This window comes from Mesorhizobium sp. M0052 (assembly GCF_040323255.1).
GTDB lineage: Bacteria > Pseudomonadota > Alphaproteobacteria > Rhizobiales > Rhizobiaceae > Mesorhizobium.
On the sequence record NZ_JAMYUS010000014.1, the window covers coordinates 36043 to 51538 of the forward strand.

Here is a 15496-nt window from a genome sequence, read left to right on the forward strand (position 1 = left end):
TTGCCTGGGAGCAGAAATTGGCCAGACTCTATGACAGCCGCAGACGCATTCTCGTTACCGGGGGCGCAGGGTTTATCGGCTCGCATCTTATTGACCGCCTGTTGGAACGAGGCGACGAAATCTTGTGTGTCGACAACCTTTTCACCGGATCAAAGCGCAATATCGACCATTTGGCCAAGCATCCCCGCTTCGAATTCATGCGCCATGACGTGACCTTTCCGCTCTACGTCGAAGTCGATGAGATTTACAACCTGGCGTGTCCGGCCTCGCCTGTTCACTACCAGTACGACCCGGTTCAGACGATCAAGACCGCCGTGCACGGCGCCATCAATGTTCTTGGATTGGCAAAGCGGCTGAAATGCAAAGTCTTTCAGGCCTCCACCAGTGAGGTCTATGGTGACGCGTCTGTGCATCCGCAGCCCGAGAGTTACTGGGGCAATGTAAACCCGATCGGGCCGCGCTCATGCTACGATGAAGGCAAACGCTGCGCCGAAACGCTGTTCTTCGACTATCACCGACAACATGGCTTGTGGGTCAAGGTCGCGCGGATTTTCAATACGTTCGGGCCGCGCATGCACCCGGCAGACGGCAGGGTTGTCTCAAATTTCATCGTGCAGGCGCTTCGTGGTGAACCGATAACCATTTTCGGCGACGGCTCACAGACAAGGTCGTTTTGCTACGTCGACGACCTGGTGAGCGGCATGCTGCGCCTCATGGATACGGGGCCGGAGGTGACCGGTCCAGTAAACATCGGCAATCCAAGGGAAGTAACGATCAGGCGCTTGGCCGAACTGACGACGCAGATGACCGGATCAGGTTCGGATATAATTTACCGCGATCTTCCGCAAGACGATCCGCGGCACCGCCAGCCCGATATCACCCTTGCCAAAAGGCTTGTCGGCTGGGAGCCGACGGTGACTTTAGAAGCCGGGCTGCAACAGACGATCGACTATTTCAAAGCCCTGCTGCCGAAGGTTTCCACAAACTCGCCTTGACCCGGCACCGCAGTGCAACCGTCAAGTCTGACCGATCACCGTCGTGGTAGCGACGCCTTTTGCAGTCGACTCCGGTAGGCTTGAAGTTTTTCGAATTCTAATTATTTTAAGCTTGAAATTATTTTGAAGATCCATGGCGCTTCATCCGTCCGAGCCGGGACACCGGCATTTGGCGGAGAGCAGAAGGAGGAGGAAGATTTGCCGTTGTTCCGGAATAAAACTCCATGAACACAGCACGATTTTCCGAGAGTGTCACAGGCAAGATCGTCGATGGCGTTCTCGTCGTCACGATCGAAAATCCGCCGGCCAACGCGCTGTCCTTCCATGTCAGGGCCGGACTGATGGCTGCGCTTGGGCGTGCGGCGTCGGATGAAGTGTCTGCCGTGGTGCTGACCGCCATTGGGCGCACCTTCATCGGTGGCGCCGATATCAAGGAATTCGGCAAGCCCGCTATCGAGCCCACACTGCCTGAAGTGATCGAAGCGATCGAGAGCTTCGCGAAACCGTTCGTCGCGACAGTTGGCGGCGCGGCGCTCGGCGGCGGCTGCGAGATTGCGCTGGCCTGCCACTACCGGGTGGCCAGCAAGGCGGCCAGCTTCGGCCTGCCCGAGGTCAAGCTCGGGTTAGTGCCTGGGGCCGGCGGAACCCAACGCCTGCCCCGCCTCATCGGCACGGTCGCCGCAATCGACCTGATCGGCACGGGTCGGCCCGCGAAAGCCGACGAAGCGCTCACTCTCGGTCTGATCGATGCCATTGCAGACGATCTTCCCGAAGGCGCGCTCGATGTCGCCCGCCGTCTCGTTGGCCAACCGTTGCGGCGCACGGGCGCGCTTTCCGTCCCACGCTCGCAACCCGAAGCCGAAGCGGCAGCCGCAAGAAAGGTGCTTTCCCGCAGCCGTGGACAGATCGCGCCTGCAGAAGCCGTGAGATTGGTCCAGGCCGCGTCCACGGCCAAACTTGAGGACGGTCTTGCGGACGAACGCGCGACCTTCCTGCGCCTCCGGGATACTCGCGAAGCGGCAGCGTTGCGCCACGTCTTCTTTGCCGAGAGGCAAGCCAGCAAAGTCGACAGGCTGGAGGGTGTCACGCCTCGCAAGGTCGAGACCGTCGGTATCGTCGGAACCGGCCTGATGGGTGCAGGCATCGCGGTCTCGGCCTTGAATGCCGGCTATCGCGTAATCGGCATCGAGCAGAACGACGACGCCGCGGCAAAAGGATACGAGCGTATCGCCGGGCTTCTCGACAAGTCGGTCCAATCCGGCCGTCTCACCGATCATGCGCGCAGGGAGGCGCTGAGCCGGTTTGAAGCGGCCAGCGACGCCGGCAGGCTGGTGCAGGCCGATCTGGTCATCGAGGCAGTGTTCGACGATCTCGCGGTAAAAACCGAACTCTTCCGGAAGCTCGAACGTATCGTCCGCCCGGACGCCATCCTTGCGACCAACACCAGCTACCTCAACCCCGACGAGATCGCCTCTGCAACCGCCCGGCCCGAACGGATCGTCGGCCTGCATTTTTTCTCCCCGGCCAACGTCATGCGGCTAACCGAAGTGGTGGATTGCGCGGCGACGGCGCCCGATGTGCTCGCCTCGGCGATCGCCTTCGTCAGGAAGCTTGGCAAGCTGCCTGTCGTGTGCGGCGTTACCGAGGGTTTTATCGGCAACCGCATCTATTCGGCCTACCGCCGCGAGGCGGAGTTCATGGTGGAGGATGGCGCAGCACCCGATGAGGTGGATGCCGCGCTGGAGGCCTGGGGCTTCCCGATGGGGATCTTCGCGGTCAACGATATGGCTGGGCTGGAGATAGCCTGGGCGCGGCGCAAGCGACAGGCGGCGATGCGCGATCCGCAAGCACGTTATGTCGAAATCGCCGACCGGCTGTGCGAGGCCGGCCACTTCGGCCGCAAGACCGGGCGCGGCTGGTACGATTATTCGGACGGCGAACGCCGGAGCGACCCGCAAGTAACGGCGCTGATCGAGGCCGTGCGAGCGGCCAAGGGCATCGTGCCGCGCCGCTTTTCGCCCGATGAGATCGTCACGCGCTTGCTGGCGGCAATGGCCGACGAGGGCAAGGCATTACTCGCCGAAGGCATCGCGGCGCGTGCCTCCGACATCGATCTGGTGATGATCAACGGCTATGGCTTCCCGGCCCACAAGGGCGGGCCGATGTTCCGCGCCGGAGACATCTGACGATCGAGCTAAGACAGCTTGGCGATGACGGCGCGCAGGGCTTCGCCGAAACGCCTGACCTCGTCGACCGTGTTGTAATGAACCAGCGAGGCGCGGATGGCGCCGCTGTCCATCGACAGGTTGAGACGCTTCATCAGCCGGGGCGCATACATATGGCCGTCGCGGATGCCGATCTGCATGTCAGCCATTTCCTCGACGATCCGCTGCGGCGACAGCTTGCCGATGTTGAAGCAGAATGTCGGCACGCGTTCGTTGATGCGGGCTTCCTCGGCGACGCCGTAGATCGTGGCATTGCATCCCTTGAGCACGGCGAGCATCTCACGCGCCAGGAGCACTTCGTAATCGCGGATGGCGCCCATGCCGGCAACGATGTTGTCGCGCCGCGAGCGGTTGTTGGAGGGCGCCAGATTGCGGCCGATCAGTTCCAGGTACTGCACTGCGGCATCCATGCCTGAGACGTTCTCGTAGATGAAGGTGCCTGCCTCGACCTTGTAAGGCGGCTCGTCGGGGATGAAATCCTCGCGGAAGGTCGGCAGCCGCTTCAGCGTTTCGAAGCGGCCCCACAGAAAGCCCATATGGGGCGAGAAATTCTTGTAGCCGGAGCAGACGAGATAATCACAGTCCCAGGCCTGCACGTCGATCAGCCCGTGCGGTCCGTAGTGCACGCAGTCAAGGAACACTTCGGCGCCGGCCGCATGCGCGATCGCGGCCACCGAAGCGACGTCGACGATCGAGCCGATCGAATGCGCGGTCACCGTGCAGGCGACGAGACGGGTGCGATCGGAAACCAGCGGCTTGAGGTCGTCGACATGCAGGTTGCCGTCCTCGCGCATGCGCCACCATTTGAACTTGGCTCCGGCGGGCTCCAGCGCCAGCCACGTGGCGATGTTGGCGTCGTGGTCCATATCGGTGATGACGATCTCGTCGCGCTCTGTGTCCTTGGTCAGCATTTGGCCGATGCCGAGGCTGACCAGGCGAATGAACGAGGTGGCGTTCATGCCGAAGCAGATTTCCGACGGACTGTAGGCGTTGATCAGCAAGGCCACGCTCGTCCGAGCATCCGCAACCGATTGGTCGACCGTGACCGAGCGCCCATAGCGACCACCACGCTGCACATTGTGCGAGACCAGGTGATTGGTCACCGCGTCGAGCACGCTCTGCGGGATCTGCGCGCCGGCGGCGTTGTCCATGAAGATGAAATCACCGGCGCGCTGCAAGGCCGGAAACATGGCGCGGATGGTGTCGACCGGAAAGCCGCCGGCGGCTTGGGAATTGCTCAACTGTATCTCCTGCGAATGGCTTGGGAAGCGGGACGGTTGATGAGGTCAGCGCGTCTTCTCGGTCTTGAAGCGGTCTTCGAGCAGGCTGACGAGGCGGACCATGGGCCAGAGGAAGATGAGATAGACCAAAGCGGCGCCGATCAGCGGCGAGGGATTGGCATAGAGCGATTGCGCGTTGGTCGCTTCCTTCAACAGTTCCGGCAGCGCAACGGTGGAAGCGAGCGACGTGTCCTTGAACATCGAGACGCAATTGCTGGTCATCGGCGGGATGACGACGCGGATCGCCTGCGGCAGCACCACCTTGCGCAAGGTCAAAAGGAAAGGCAGGCCGAGCGCCTGTGCTGCCTCGAATTGGCCTTTCGGAATGCTCTCAATGCCGGAGCGGAACACTTCTGCTGAATAGGCCGACATGATGATGGCGAACGCCGTCACGGCGGAGGCCCAGGACGACAGACGGATGCCGAGGAAGGGCAGCGCATAGTAGATCAGGATCAGCACCACCAGCACCGGCAGGGCGCGGAAGATGTCGGTGTAGCCGACCGCCAGCCAGCGCAGCGGCTTCGGCGCATAGAGCCGCAACAGGCTGATCCCCAGGCCAATGGGAATGCCGATGCCGATACTCAAAATGCCGAGCAGCAGCGTGTTCAGGAAGCCACGCAACAGCGCCGGCAGGCTGGACATGATCACGTCAGGATTGAAGAAGGTGTCGATCAGCGACATGGGAGCGTTCCCGAACCCCAGAGCAAAGGATGCTCAAGTTAAAACCAATCGACCTTGCCTCCGATGAGGCTATCCGTGTGGCAGCAGGCGCCGGAGCGTGAAATGAATCGTGCCGGCCTGGGAGCCGGCACGATTTAAGTGCATTGCCGGTCAGGCCTTGGGCAGCGGCATTTCCTTGACCGTCGAGGAATCGGCTGGCGCGTCGCTGCCGAACCACTTCTTGTGGATCGCGGCCAGCGTTCCGTCCTTCTTCATCGCGGTCAGCGCGTCGTTCAGCTTACCGAGCAGCGGATGGTCCTTGCTCATCATCAGGCCGTACTGTTCGCCGGTCTTGATGCGCTGCTTGACCTTCAGGTCCTTCATCTTGGTGAAGGAGTATTCCATGCCCGGAATGTCGCTGACGGCGGCGTCCACGCGGCCCGCGCTGAGGTCGAGCAGAAGATTCTGCTGCGTGTCATAGCCCTTCACGTCGCTGTAGCCGTCAGCCTCCTGATGCGCCTTGACCCAGGTCTCGCCGGTCGAGCCTGAAAGCACACCGACGATCTTGCCCTTGAGGTCGGCCTCGGTGTTAACAGCGCTATCGGTCTTCGTCGCAATGCCCATGTCGGAGTCATAATAGGGCTGGGTGAAGGACAGCGTTTTCAGTCGCTCCGGCGTGATGGTGATGGAGGAGATCGCGACATCGATGCGGTTGGAACTGACAGCCGCGAACAGCGCCTGGAAGCCGAGGTCGGCAATGTCGGTGGTCATGCCGGCACGCTTGGCCGCTTCGTTGACGATGTCGACTTCAAAGCCCTCGAACGTGCCGCTCTCGTTCTTGTATTCGAAGGGCGGATTGGTCGGGTAGGCGCCGACATTGAGCACATCGGCGGCAAAGGCGGTGGCCGGGCCGGCAGCGATGCCGATCGTGGCGGCGAGAAGAAGCAGGTTGCGACGAGTGAAGCTCATTTTGTGTTCCCTCTGGTTGTGATCGGGCGGGTTAGCTCCCGCACGGTTTGTTGCCGTCCCACCTCCCAGCGGGGCGTCAATTCATGGCGGCGACCATGCGCTCGAGCGCGGTCGCTATCTGGTCGCGTTCACGGCACACGCACATCCGCAGGAAGGCCGCTGCCGAATTTCCAAAGAGGTGGCCGGGAGCCAGCCCGACGCGCGCCGTCTCCAGTATCCTGGCGCAGGCCTGCCGGGCGTCGCTTTCGCCGTCCATGGCAAAGAAGGCATACATGCCTCCGCGCGGTTTCGTCGGCAGGATGATGCCGGGAATCTGGGCCAGCCTGTCATAGGCAAGGTCGAGGCCGGTTTTGATCCGCTGTCTGATCTCCTCGACCAGCGGCTCGCCTTGGCGAATGGCGGCGACAGCGCCGGCCTGGATCGGCGCGGCGGTGCCGCTGTTGATATACTGCGTCATGGCGCCAAGCTGGTCGGCTACCCCCGACGGATGCGTCAGCCAGCCGATGCGCCAGCCGGTCATCGCCCACGCTTTCGAAAAACTGTTGACCGACAGCACCCGGTCGCCATCCTCGGCGATCTGCAGGATGGAAGGCGCAACATTGCCGTCGAAATAGAGCCGGCCATAGACCTCGTCGGAAATGATCCAGATGCCGGTGCGCCGGCTGAAGTCGAGCAGCGCCTGCATCTCATCGCGCGAAGCGGTCCAGCCGGTCGGATTGGAAGGCGTCGACAGGAAGATCGCGCGTGTGCGCGCATCGCAAGTGGCGAACAGCCGGTCGAGATCGAGATGCCAGTCGCCCTTGAAGTCGAGCGAAAACGGCCTTGGCTCGCCGCCGATCAGATGGATGGCGTTGTGGATGTTGGGCCATTGCGGCGCGACATAGACGACGTTGCTGCCGGTATCGACCAGCAGTTCCAGCGCCAGGTACAGCGCCTGCATGCCGCCGGGCGTGACGGTGGTGCGCGCAATCGGGATCGACCGGCCGTGAATGCGCGTCTGATATTCGGCCAGGGCTTCGTTCAGTGGCCCATGGCCACGCATGTTAGGGACGTAGAACGTCTGGCCTTCATCGAAGGCGGCCTTCGCGGCATCGCGGATGAAGGCCGGCGTCACCATGTCGCCTTCGCCGTACCAGAGCGCGATCACGTCGCCCAGTTCTCGGGCGCGCACGGCAAGGTTGGCAATGTTTTCGGTGTGCAGGTCACGGATCTGGGCACGTACGCCGTCGAAAGCATAACGCGCGCTGGACGATGACTGGGGCAGTATGAACGACAAGGACTGAAACCCCTCCCACCCGGAGCACCGCGACGGACTGCCCGGCAAGCCCCACCGGCACGACAGTCGCCATCGAGTTTGGATGCTATCCAATGTGCTGCGCTTTTCAAGGAAAAAGTTTTAAGCTTAAAAAGTTTTTGCCCGATCCCGCCCGTCTACCGCAGCTCGGCGCGCGCAGCGGTGCAGTTGGCCGCAGCGCCGGCGCCAAGAAACATCGTATCGCTGGCCAGCACGAAGAAGCTCGCGCCGATAGCGGCCCACTGGCTGATCGTCTGTGGGCTGGCGCAAAATATGCCCGATGTCCTGCCATGCGCGACGGTCGCGCGGATGATCCTTGTGATCGCCTCATCGAGCTTGTCCACGCCTTTCGGCCCGATCGCATCGATCGACACGGAGAGATCGCCGGGGCCGACGAAGACCACATCGATGCCGTCCATGGCCGCGATCGCCTCGATGTTGGCCAGCCCCTCCGATGTCTCGACCTGGACCGCGACGACCACCCTGTCATTGGCCGCGGCCAGATATTCGGGAATGCGATAGCCATAGCCGGCCGCGCGGCCAGGCCCGACGCCGCGCTCGCCCAGCGGCGGATAGCGCGAGGCTTTCACCGCCGCCTCGGCCTGAGCAGCGGTCGAGACGCGCGGCACGAGCACGCCTTGTGCGCCGCTGTCGAGCGCCGCCTGGATAGCTTCCGGCGCATGACCGGGAACACGCACCATGGCCGGCACGCGATGCACGTCGGCCGCCCGCACCATGGTTTCGATCGTGTCGCGCGCGATCTGGGCATGTTCCCAGTCGATGCAGACGAAGTCGAGGCCGGTGAGCGCCATCACTTCGACGGCGACGGGATGGGGAATAGCGGCGAAGGAGCCGACGAGATTGGTCTTGCCGATGCACTTCTGACGGAACGCGCTCATATCCATCCCCTTTTCCCCTCCAAATTCATATCCGCAATCGGCGGCGCGGCGAAGCTATTTCAGGCTTGAAATATTTTTGCGCGGGCCTAGCGTGTCGGTCTCCCGCCACGAGTTCCCATGATGATCAAAACGCATCCCCTGCACGGCTTGAACAAACTGAAGCTCGGCGTCTTTTCGACCAATGCCGATGGCGGTCTGGCCATCACCGATGTGCCGGAACGCTGGACGGCAAGCTGGCAGGACAATCTGACGGCGGCGCAGATCGCCGACCGCGCCGGGCTGGAATTTATGCTTCCGATCGCGCGCTGGCGTGGCTTTGGCGGCCGCAACAAGGTGCGCGAATGGTCGTTCGAGACCTTCACCTGGGCAGCAGCTCTGGCGGTGGCCACCGAGCAGATCGGCCTGTTCATGACCGTGCATGTGCCGCTGGTGCATCCGCTCTATGCCGCCAAGGCGCTGGCAACTGTCGACCATATCAGCCAGGGCCGCGCCGGCTTGAACATCGTCTGCGGCTGGAACCCGAAGGAATTCGGCATGTTCGGCACGCCTTTGGTCGAGAAGGGCTACGACCAGGCCGCCGAATGGATCGAAATCCTGGAAAAGCTCTACGCCTCGGACCAGCCTCTGGACTATGAAGGCACCTACTATCGCCTCAAGGAGGCAGTGAGCCGGCCGGCGAGCCTGCAGGTTCCACGCCCGGTGACCATGAACGCTGCTTTCGGTGGCCCGGGCCGGGATTTCGCCGCCGCCCGATGCGATTATCTGTTCACGACCTTTTCGGAAATGAGCGATGCCGGCAAGCATGTCGCCGACATCAGCGAGCGGGCCGACAAGGTTGGCCGCAACGTCGGCGTCTACACGGTGGCGCATGTCGTCTGCCGTCCAACCATGGAAGAGGCGCAGGCCTACTACACGCGCTATGCCGTCGATCTGGTCGACCACAATGCGGTCGATGCTCATATGGCAGGCAAGAAGGAGTTCTCGCAGTCGCATGACCCGCATGCCTATGACCGCTACCGGCAGCGTTTCGCCGGCGGCGCCGGCACCTACCCGCTGGTTGGAACGCCGGAAACGATTGCCGCCGAGATGGCGGCAATAGCCGGGCATGGCTACCAGGGCATCGCGCTGTCGTTCGTCAACTACACCCAGGAACTGCCCTATTTCTGCGACCACGTATTGCCGCTGCTGAAGCGGGCGGGGCTGCGCTGCTGATCAATCCGGGAATAGCGAATTCGTTAATCCGGAATGACGGCGGTTGCCTGAATCTCGATCTTGGCGCGATCTTCCACCAGCGCCACCACCTGCATGGCGGCCATCGCTGGGAAATGCCGGCCGATCACCTCGCGATAGGCCTCGCCTATACCCTTGAGATTGCCGAGATATTCGGCCTTGTCGGTGAAATACCAGGTCATCGCGGTGATGTGCCGTGGCTCCGCGCCGGCTTCCGCCAGCACGGCGACGATGTTTTGCAGCGTCTGCCGCACCTGGCCGGCGAAATCGTCGGTCTCGAACTGGCACTGCCCGTTCCAGCCGACCTGTCCGCCCACGAAGACGAGCCTGCCGCGCGCAGCAATGCCGTTGGCGTAGCCGACCGGTTTCGCCCAGCCCTCCGGCTGCAGGATCTCGTGCATTTTCAAGCCTCCCCGGTATTCTTAAAGATCAATCTCAAATCAAATACATCGCCGTCAGGCCGCGCCCATCACCTGCCGTGCGATCACCACCTTCTGCACATCGGATGCGCCCTCGTAGATGCGTAGCGCGCGGATCTCGCGATAGAGGCTCTCGACGATATGGCCCTTGCGGACGCCGTCCCCCCCATGCAGCTGCACAGCCTTGTCGATCACCTCTTGCGCCTTGTCGGTGGCGAACAGCTTAGCCATCGCCGCCTCGCGGGTGACACGCGCCGCGCCCATGTCCTTGGTCCAGGCAGCGCGGTAGACCAGCAGCGCCGCGGCATCGACGTCCAGCGCCATGTCGGCGATATGGCCTTGCACCATCTGCAGCTCTGCCATCGGAGCGCCGAAGAGTTTGCGCTCGGCCACCCTGCTGATGCTTTCGTCCAGCGCCCGGCGGGCAAAGCCGAGTGCCGCCGCGCCGACCGTCGAGCGGAACACGTCAAGCACCGACATGGCGATGCGGAAGCCGTCTCCCGGTTTGCCGATCAGCGCCGAGGCCGACACCCGGACCTGATCGAAGGAAAGCCGCGCCAGCGGATGCGGCGCGATCACTTCAAGGCGCTCGGCGATGCCAAGCCCCTTGGTATCAGCGGGTACGAGAAAGGCGGAAAGTCCCTTGGCACCCGGTGCCTCGGCGGTGCGGGCAAAGACGACGTAGAGATCGGCAATGCCGCCATTGGAAATCCAGGTCTTCTCGCCGCTGAGGATATAGAAGTCGCCATCGCGGCTCGCCGTCATTTCGGTGTTGGCGACATCCGACCCCGAGCGTGGCTCCGACAGCGCGAAAGCCGAGATCGTCTTGCCGGCCCTGGTCTTTGCCAGCCATTGCTGCTGGTCGGGCGTGCCGAACAGGCTGAGCGCGCCGGTGCCGAGCCCCTGCATGGCGAAGGCGAAGTCGGCCAGCCCGTCATGGCGCGCCAGCGTCTCGCGCGTGATGCACAAGGTGCGGACATCGAGCGGTCCCGGATTGTTGGTATCGAGCGCCGTCGGCTTCAGCCAGCCGTCGCGGCCAAGTTTCGCCACCAGTTCGCGGCAGGCGGCATCGACGTCGCGGTGATCGACGGGAAGGTTTATCGCGCACCATGCTTCCAGCCTTTCGGCCAGTTCGCGGTGGCGATCTTCAAAGAACGGCCAGCTGAGGAAGCTCCTGTCTGCCATCAATTCCCCTCGAACACCGGTTTTTCCTTGGCCACGAAGGCCTTGTAGGCGCGCTCGAAGTCACCCGTCTGCATGCAGATCGCCTGCGCCTGCGCTTCCGCTTCGATTGCCTGGTCGAGGCCCATCGACCATTCCTGGTTGAGCTGCGTCTTGGTGATGCCGTGCGCGAAGGTCGGGCCGGAGACGATGCGCGCCGCCATCTCGAGCGCGTCGGCCTCGAGCACTGCGGCATCGACCAGCCTGTTGTAGAAGCCCCAGCGCTCGCCTTCCGCCGCCGTCATCGTGCGGCCGGTGTAGAGCAATTCGGCGGCACGGCCCTGGCCGATGATGCGCGGCAGGATCGCGCACGCGCCCATGTCGCAGCCGGCAAGCCCGACGCGGGTGAACAGGAAAGCGGTCTTGGCCTCCGGCGTGGCGATGCGGATGTCGGCGCTCATGGCGATGATGGCGCCGGCGCCGACCGCGACACCGTCGACCGCCGCGATGATCGGCTTGCCGCAGTTGAGCATCGCCTTGACGAAATCGCCGGTCATGCGGGTGAAGGCGAGCAATTCCTTCATGTCCATCTTGACCAATGGGCCGATAATGTCGTGGACATCGCCGCCCGAGCAGAAATTGCCGCCATTGGGCAGGAACACCACGGCGTCGACGTCGTCGGCATAGACGAGATCGCGGAACGTGTCGCGCAGTTCCGCATAGCTGTCGAAGGTCAGCGGATTCTTGCGCTCCGGCCGGTCGAGCCGCACCCTGGCGATCCTGCCTTCGACTTCCCAAAGGAAGTGCTTCGGCTTGAGGCCGGCCATCGAACTCATTCGCGTCCCTCCCAGTTGCTGCGGAACGAGGTCAGCATGCCGGTCAGCCGGCGCGCATCCTCCTCGCTGACCTTGGCCAGCAATTCTCCGATCCAACCCTCATGCGCCGCGGCCATTGCGGCAAAAGATTTGGAACCCTCGTCGGTCAGTCGCACCATGGATGTGCGGCGATCGCCATTGCGGCGCGCGCGCGCGACCACCCCTTCCGAAACCAGCCGGTCGACAATGCCGGTGACATTGCCGTTGGATACCAGCAGGAAGCGCGACAGATCGCTCATCAGCATGCCTTCCGGCGCGCGGTAGAGGGCGGCCATGACGTCGAAACGCGGCAGTGTCGTATCGAATTCCTTCTTCAGGCGCTCGCGCAGCTCGGCCTCGATCGTGCGCGAGGCGCGCAGCAGCCTGATCCAGAGACGCAGCCGGTCCTTGCCGGGTCCCGACGGCGCGGGCAATGGGCCGGCTACCATGTTTCGCCTCCTGAGATCGAAATCGCTTGTCCGGTAATCGACGCAGCCGCATCGCCGCACAGCCAGAGCACCGCCGCGGCAACTTCCTGCGGCTGGATGAAACGGCCTTGCGGGTTGGTCGAGGCAAGGCTCGCCCGCGCCTGCTCGACTGAGCGGCCGGTCTTTTCGACGACGCGCTGAATGGAGTCCGCCAGCATGTCGGTCTCTACGAAGCCCGGGCAAACGGCGTTGACGGTCACGCCGGATTTCGCCGTCTCGGCCGCCAGTGCCCGCATCAGCCCGACCACCCCATGCTTGGCCGCCACATAGGGTGCGACATAGGCGTAGCCTTTCAGTCCTGCCGTCGACGCGACGAAGACGATCCGGCCCGCCTTGCGCGCGGCCATGCCGACCAGCGCCGGCTTCACCGTCAGGAAGGCGCCGGTCAAATTGACGTCGAGCGTCCGCTGCCAGTCGGCAAGCGAGGTCTTGTACGCCGGCGTGCTGCTGGCCATGCCGGCATTGGCGACGACGATGTCGAACGGGCCTCGCATGGCTTCCGCCTGCGAGTAGAGCGAAATTATCGCCGCCTCATTTGTAACATCGGCTGACATGGCGTGGATGCGGTCGTTCTCTCCAGCCACCTTGGCAAGCTCGGCCTCGCGCCGCCCGCATATGGTCACCTCGATACCGGCTTCGGCCAGCACGAGTGCGATGACCCGGCCGACGCCGGAGCCGCCGCCAGTGACCAGCGCATGTTTGCCTGAAATCGCCAAGGCCGTCGTCATACTTTCAGCCCCGCCGCCGCATCGCGCTCGGCCAGCCGGTAGATCTGGTCGCGTCCGGGCAGATAGGGATCCGGCCATTTGACACCACGGTCGCCGAGCGTCACGGCCGCATGCAGCGTCCAGTAGGGATCGGCGAGATGCGGCCGTGCCAAGGCCACCAGGTCGGCGCGGCCGGCCATCAGGATCGAATTGACATGGTCCGGCTCGTAAATGTTGCCGACCGCCATCGTCGCCATGCCGACCTCGTTGCGGATGCGGTCCGAGAACGGCGTCTGGAACATTCGGCCATAGACAGGCTTGGCGGCAATCGAGGTCTGGCCTGCCGAGACGTCGCATATGTCGACGCCGGCTTCGTGCAGCATCCGCGCGATCTCCACCGCATCGGCCGGCGTCACACCCTCGATGCCGACCCAGTCATTGGCCGAAATGCGCACCGAGATCGGCTTTCGCGTCGGCCAGGCGGCGCGCACCGCATGGAAGATTTCCAGGGGATAGCGCATGCGATTTTCCCGCGAACCGCCATACTCATCCGTGCGCTGGTTGGTGACCGGCGTGATGAAGGACGACAGCAAATAGCCATGCGCGGCATGGATCTCCAGCATGTCGAAGCCGCAGCGATCCGCCATCTCTGCGGAGGACACGAACTGGTCGCGCACCAAATCCATATCGGCGCGGTCCATGGCTTTCGGCACCTGGTTTTGCGGCGACCATGCAATCGCCGAGGCCGCCATGACCGGCCAATTGCCCGAGGAGAGCGGCACGTTGGTGCCCTCCCAGCCGACACGGGTCGAGCCCTTGGCCCCGGAATGCCCGATCTGGGCGCAGATTTTAGCCTCGGTCTCGGTGTGGACGAAATCGACCAGCCGCTTCCACGCCACCTCATGTTCGGACGCATAGAAGCCGGGACAACCGGGCGTGATGCGTCCTTCCGGGCTGACGCAGGTCATCTCGATATAGACAAGCCCGGCGCCGCCCTTGGCACGCTCGGCATAGTGGGCGAAATGCCAGTCGGTCGGGCAGCCATCGACTGCCTTGTACTGCGCCATCGGCGAAACGACGATGCGGTTGTTGAGCTGCATGTCGCGCAGTTTGAACGGCGCGAACATCGGTGCCCGGCGTTGCCTGTTGCCGCCTGCCCCCGCCTGGCGCTGGAACCATTGCTCGGCGCTTTCAAGCCATTTGGCATCGCGCAGCCGCAAATTCTCGTGGCTGATGCGCTGCGAGCGGGTCAGCAGCGAATAATTGAACTGTACCGGATCGAGGCCGAGATAGCGCTCGACCTCCTCGAACCACTCCAGCGAATTGCGCGCCGCCGACTGCAGCTTCAGCACCTCGGTGCGGCGCGCATCCTCATACTTGCGGAAGGCGGCGTCGAGGTCCGGTTCGGTTTTGACATATTCGGCCAGCGCCACCGCGCTTTCCAATGCGAGCTTGGTCCCGGAGCCGATCGAGAAATGTGCCGAGGCCGCCGCGTCGCCCATCAGAGCCAGGTTCTTGTAGGACCAGCGTTCGCACAGCACGCGCGGGAAATTGATCCAGGCCGAACCTCTGATGTGATTGGCATTGGTCATCAGCGCGTGGCCGCCGAGATGTTTGTCAAAAATGCGCTCGCAGACGGCGATGGATTCCTGCTGCGACATGGCGCCGAAGCCGAAGGCAGCCCAGGTCTGTTCGCTGCACTCGACAATGAAGGTCGCTGTCTCGCTGTCGAATTGATAGGCGTGCGCCCACACCCAGCCATGCTCGGTCTTCTCGAAGATGAAGGTGAAGGCGTCGTCGAATTTCTGGTTGGTGCCGAGCCAGACGAATTTGCATTTGCGGGTGTCGATGTCGGGCTTGAAGACTTCGACGAAGGTGTTGCGCGCCCTTGAGTTCAGCCCATCGGCGGCGACGACCAGATCATGCGTCTCCATATAGGGCTGAGGGTCGGCGATATCGCTCTCGAACATCAGCCTCACGCCAAGTTCGCGCGCGCGTCGCTGCAGCAGGACCAGAAGCCGCTTGCGGCCGATGCCACAGAAACCGTGGCCCGACGAGACCGTGCGCACGCCGTCATGGATGACGGCGATGTCGTCCCAATAGGCGAAATGCTTCTTGATCCAGACAGCGCTGACCGGGTCGTTTTTGGCAAGGTTGTCGAGTGTTTCGGCCGACAGCACGACGCCCCAGCCGAACGTATCGTCGGCGCGATTGCGCTCGAACACCGTGACCTCGTGGGCGGCGTCCCGCAGCTTCATTGAAATGGCAAAGTAGAGGCCGGCTGGTCCGCCACCGAGAACCGCAACCTTCATCCG

14 protein-coding genes are annotated in these 15496 nt (G+C 63.1%); 3 read left to right on the top strand and 11 right to left on the bottom strand.

Annotated elements, in window-relative coordinates; translation table 11 throughout:
- The first annotated feature begins 17 nt into the window (after positions 1–17).
- On the top strand, positions 18–995 hold the full coding sequence (locus NKJ77_RS19505; RefSeq protein ID WP_023667815.1) for a UDP-glucuronic acid decarboxylase family protein: 978 nt from the start codon (positions 18–20) through the stop codon (positions 993–995).
- A gap of 224 nt (positions 996–1219) precedes the next feature.
- Complete coding sequence (locus NKJ77_RS19510) at positions 1220–3181, top strand: 3-hydroxyacyl-CoA dehydrogenase NAD-binding domain-containing protein (RefSeq protein ID WP_023830405.1); 1962 nt, start codon at positions 1220–1222, stop codon at positions 3179–3181.
- Between the two features lie 8 nt (positions 3182–3189).
- Here NKJ77_RS19510 and NKJ77_RS19515 read toward each other — a convergent pair whose 3' ends face one another.
- From NKJ77_RS19515 to NKJ77_RS19535, 5 genes are all read right to left on the bottom strand, one after another.
- Positions 3190–4461 carry a cysteine desulfurase-like protein gene (locus NKJ77_RS19515; protein ID WP_023830406.1) on the bottom strand — a complete coding sequence of 424 codons (1272 nt, stop codon included), beginning with the start codon at positions 4459–4461 and terminating at the stop codon, positions 3190–3192.
- Between the two features lie 45 nt (positions 4462–4506).
- Positions 4507–5181, bottom strand: coding sequence for an amino acid ABC transporter permease (locus NKJ77_RS19520; protein WP_023667812.1), 675 nt, complete (start codon positions 5179–5181; stop codon positions 4507–4509).
- A gap of 150 nt (positions 5182–5331) precedes the next feature.
- Positions 5332–6129 carry an ABC transporter substrate-binding protein gene (locus tag NKJ77_RS19525; protein WP_023682726.1) on the bottom strand — a complete coding sequence of 266 codons (798 nt, stop codon included), beginning with the start codon at positions 6127–6129 and terminating at the stop codon, positions 5332–5334.
- A gap of 76 nt (positions 6130–6205) precedes the next feature.
- Positions 6206–7405, bottom strand: a complete 1200-nt coding sequence (locus NKJ77_RS19530) for a pyridoxal phosphate-dependent aminotransferase (RefSeq protein WP_023830407.1) — start codon at positions 7403–7405, stop codon at positions 6206–6208.
- Between the two features lie 155 nt (positions 7406–7560).
- Complete coding sequence (locus tag NKJ77_RS19535) at positions 7561–8322, bottom strand: HpcH/HpaI aldolase family protein (protein WP_023830408.1); 762 nt, start codon at positions 8320–8322, stop codon at positions 7561–7563.
- Positions 8323–8442: 120 nt separating this feature from the next.
- Between NKJ77_RS19535 and NKJ77_RS19540 the strand changes: the two genes are divergently transcribed.
- Positions 8443–9534: an LLM class flavin-dependent oxidoreductase gene (locus tag NKJ77_RS19540; protein ID WP_352535638.1), complete on the top strand. Its 1092-nt coding sequence runs from the start codon at positions 8443–8445 to the stop codon at positions 9532–9534.
- A 23-nt stretch (positions 9535–9557) separates the two neighbouring features.
- Here the strand turns inward: NKJ77_RS19540 and NKJ77_RS19545 are convergent, their stop codons facing one another.
- Genes NKJ77_RS19545 through NKJ77_RS19570 form a run of 6 tightly spaced genes read right to left on the bottom strand, consistent with a single transcriptional unit; the run spans position 9558 to position 15493 of the window.
- On the bottom strand, positions 9558–9953 hold the full coding sequence (locus NKJ77_RS19545) for a RidA family protein (RefSeq protein ID WP_023667806.1): 396 nt from the start codon (positions 9951–9953) through the stop codon (positions 9558–9560).
- A gap of 54 nt (positions 9954–10007) precedes the next feature.
- Positions 10008–11156: an acyl-CoA dehydrogenase family protein gene (locus NKJ77_RS19550; protein ID WP_352535597.1), complete on the bottom strand. Its 1149-nt coding sequence runs from the start codon at positions 11154–11156 to the stop codon at positions 10008–10010.
- Positions 11156–11968 carry an enoyl-CoA hydratase family protein gene (locus NKJ77_RS19555; RefSeq protein ID WP_352511446.1) on the bottom strand — a complete coding sequence of 271 codons (813 nt, stop codon included), beginning with the start codon at positions 11966–11968 and terminating at the stop codon, positions 11156–11158. Before NKJ77_RS19555 ends, NKJ77_RS19550 begins: the two co-directional genes overlap by 1 nt.
- Positions 11965–12435: a MarR family winged helix-turn-helix transcriptional regulator gene (locus NKJ77_RS19560; protein ID WP_023667803.1), complete on the bottom strand. Its 471-nt coding sequence runs from the start codon at positions 12433–12435 to the stop codon at positions 11965–11967. The genes NKJ77_RS19555 and NKJ77_RS19560 overlap by 4 nt, the downstream gene beginning before the upstream one ends.
- A complete protein-coding gene (locus NKJ77_RS19565) occupies positions 12429–13202 on the bottom strand; it encodes an SDR family NAD(P)-dependent oxidoreductase (protein ID WP_352535598.1) in 774 nt (257 codons plus the stop codon). Before NKJ77_RS19565 ends, NKJ77_RS19560 begins: the two co-directional genes overlap by 7 nt.
- The gene (locus NKJ77_RS19570; RefSeq protein ID WP_352535599.1) at positions 13199–15493 is read right to left on the bottom strand and encodes a bifunctional salicylyl-CoA 5-hydroxylase/oxidoreductase; all 2295 of its coding nucleotides are present in this window, start codon (positions 15491–15493) and stop codon (positions 13199–13201) included. The genes NKJ77_RS19565 and NKJ77_RS19570 overlap by 4 nt, the downstream gene beginning before the upstream one ends.
- Positions 15494–15496: the final 3 nt, after the last annotated feature.

What these genes read in the sequence shown, in the direction of transcription:
- NKJ77_RS19510 (WP_023830405.1), top strand. Translation starts at nt 1,220, where the DNA reads ATGAACACAGCACGATTTTCCGAGAGTGTCACAGGCAAGATCGTCGAT.
- NKJ77_RS19520 (WP_023667812.1), bottom strand. Translation starts at nt 5,181, where the DNA reads ATGTCGCTGATCGACACCTTCTTCAATCCTGACGTGATCATGTCCAGC.
- NKJ77_RS19525 (WP_023682726.1), bottom strand. Translation starts at nt 6,129, where the DNA reads ATGAGCTTCACTCGTCGCAACCTGCTTCTTCTCGCCGCCACGATCGGC.
- NKJ77_RS19535 (WP_023830408.1), bottom strand. Translation starts at nt 8,322, where the DNA reads ATGAGCGCGTTCCGTCAGAAGTGCATCGGCAAGACCAATCTCGTCGGC.
- NKJ77_RS19540 (WP_352535638.1), top strand. Translation starts at nt 8,443, where the DNA reads ATGATCAAAACGCATCCCCTGCACGGCTTGAACAAACTGAAGCTCGGC.
- NKJ77_RS19545 (WP_023667806.1), bottom strand. Translation starts at nt 9,953, where the DNA reads ATGCACGAGATCCTGCAGCCGGAGGGCTGGGCGAAACCGGTCGGCTAC.
- NKJ77_RS19550 (WP_352535597.1), bottom strand. Translation starts at nt 11,156, where the DNA reads ATGGCAGACAGGAGCTTCCTCAGCTGGCCGTTCTTTGAAGATCGCCAC.
- NKJ77_RS19555 (WP_352511446.1), bottom strand. Translation starts at nt 11,968, where the DNA reads ATGAGTTCGATGGCCGGCCTCAAGCCGAAGCACTTCCTTTGGGAAGTC.
- NKJ77_RS19560 (WP_023667803.1), bottom strand. Translation starts at nt 12,435, where the DNA reads ATGGTAGCCGGCCCATTGCCCGCGCCGTCGGGACCCGGCAAGGACCGG.
- NKJ77_RS19565 (WP_352535598.1), bottom strand. Translation starts at nt 13,202, where the DNA reads ATGACGACGGCCTTGGCGATTTCAGGCAAACATGCGCTGGTCACTGGC.
- NKJ77_RS19570 (WP_352535599.1), bottom strand. Translation starts at nt 15,493, where the DNA reads ATGAAGGTTGCGGTTCTCGGTGGCGGACCAGCCGGCCTCTACTTTGCC.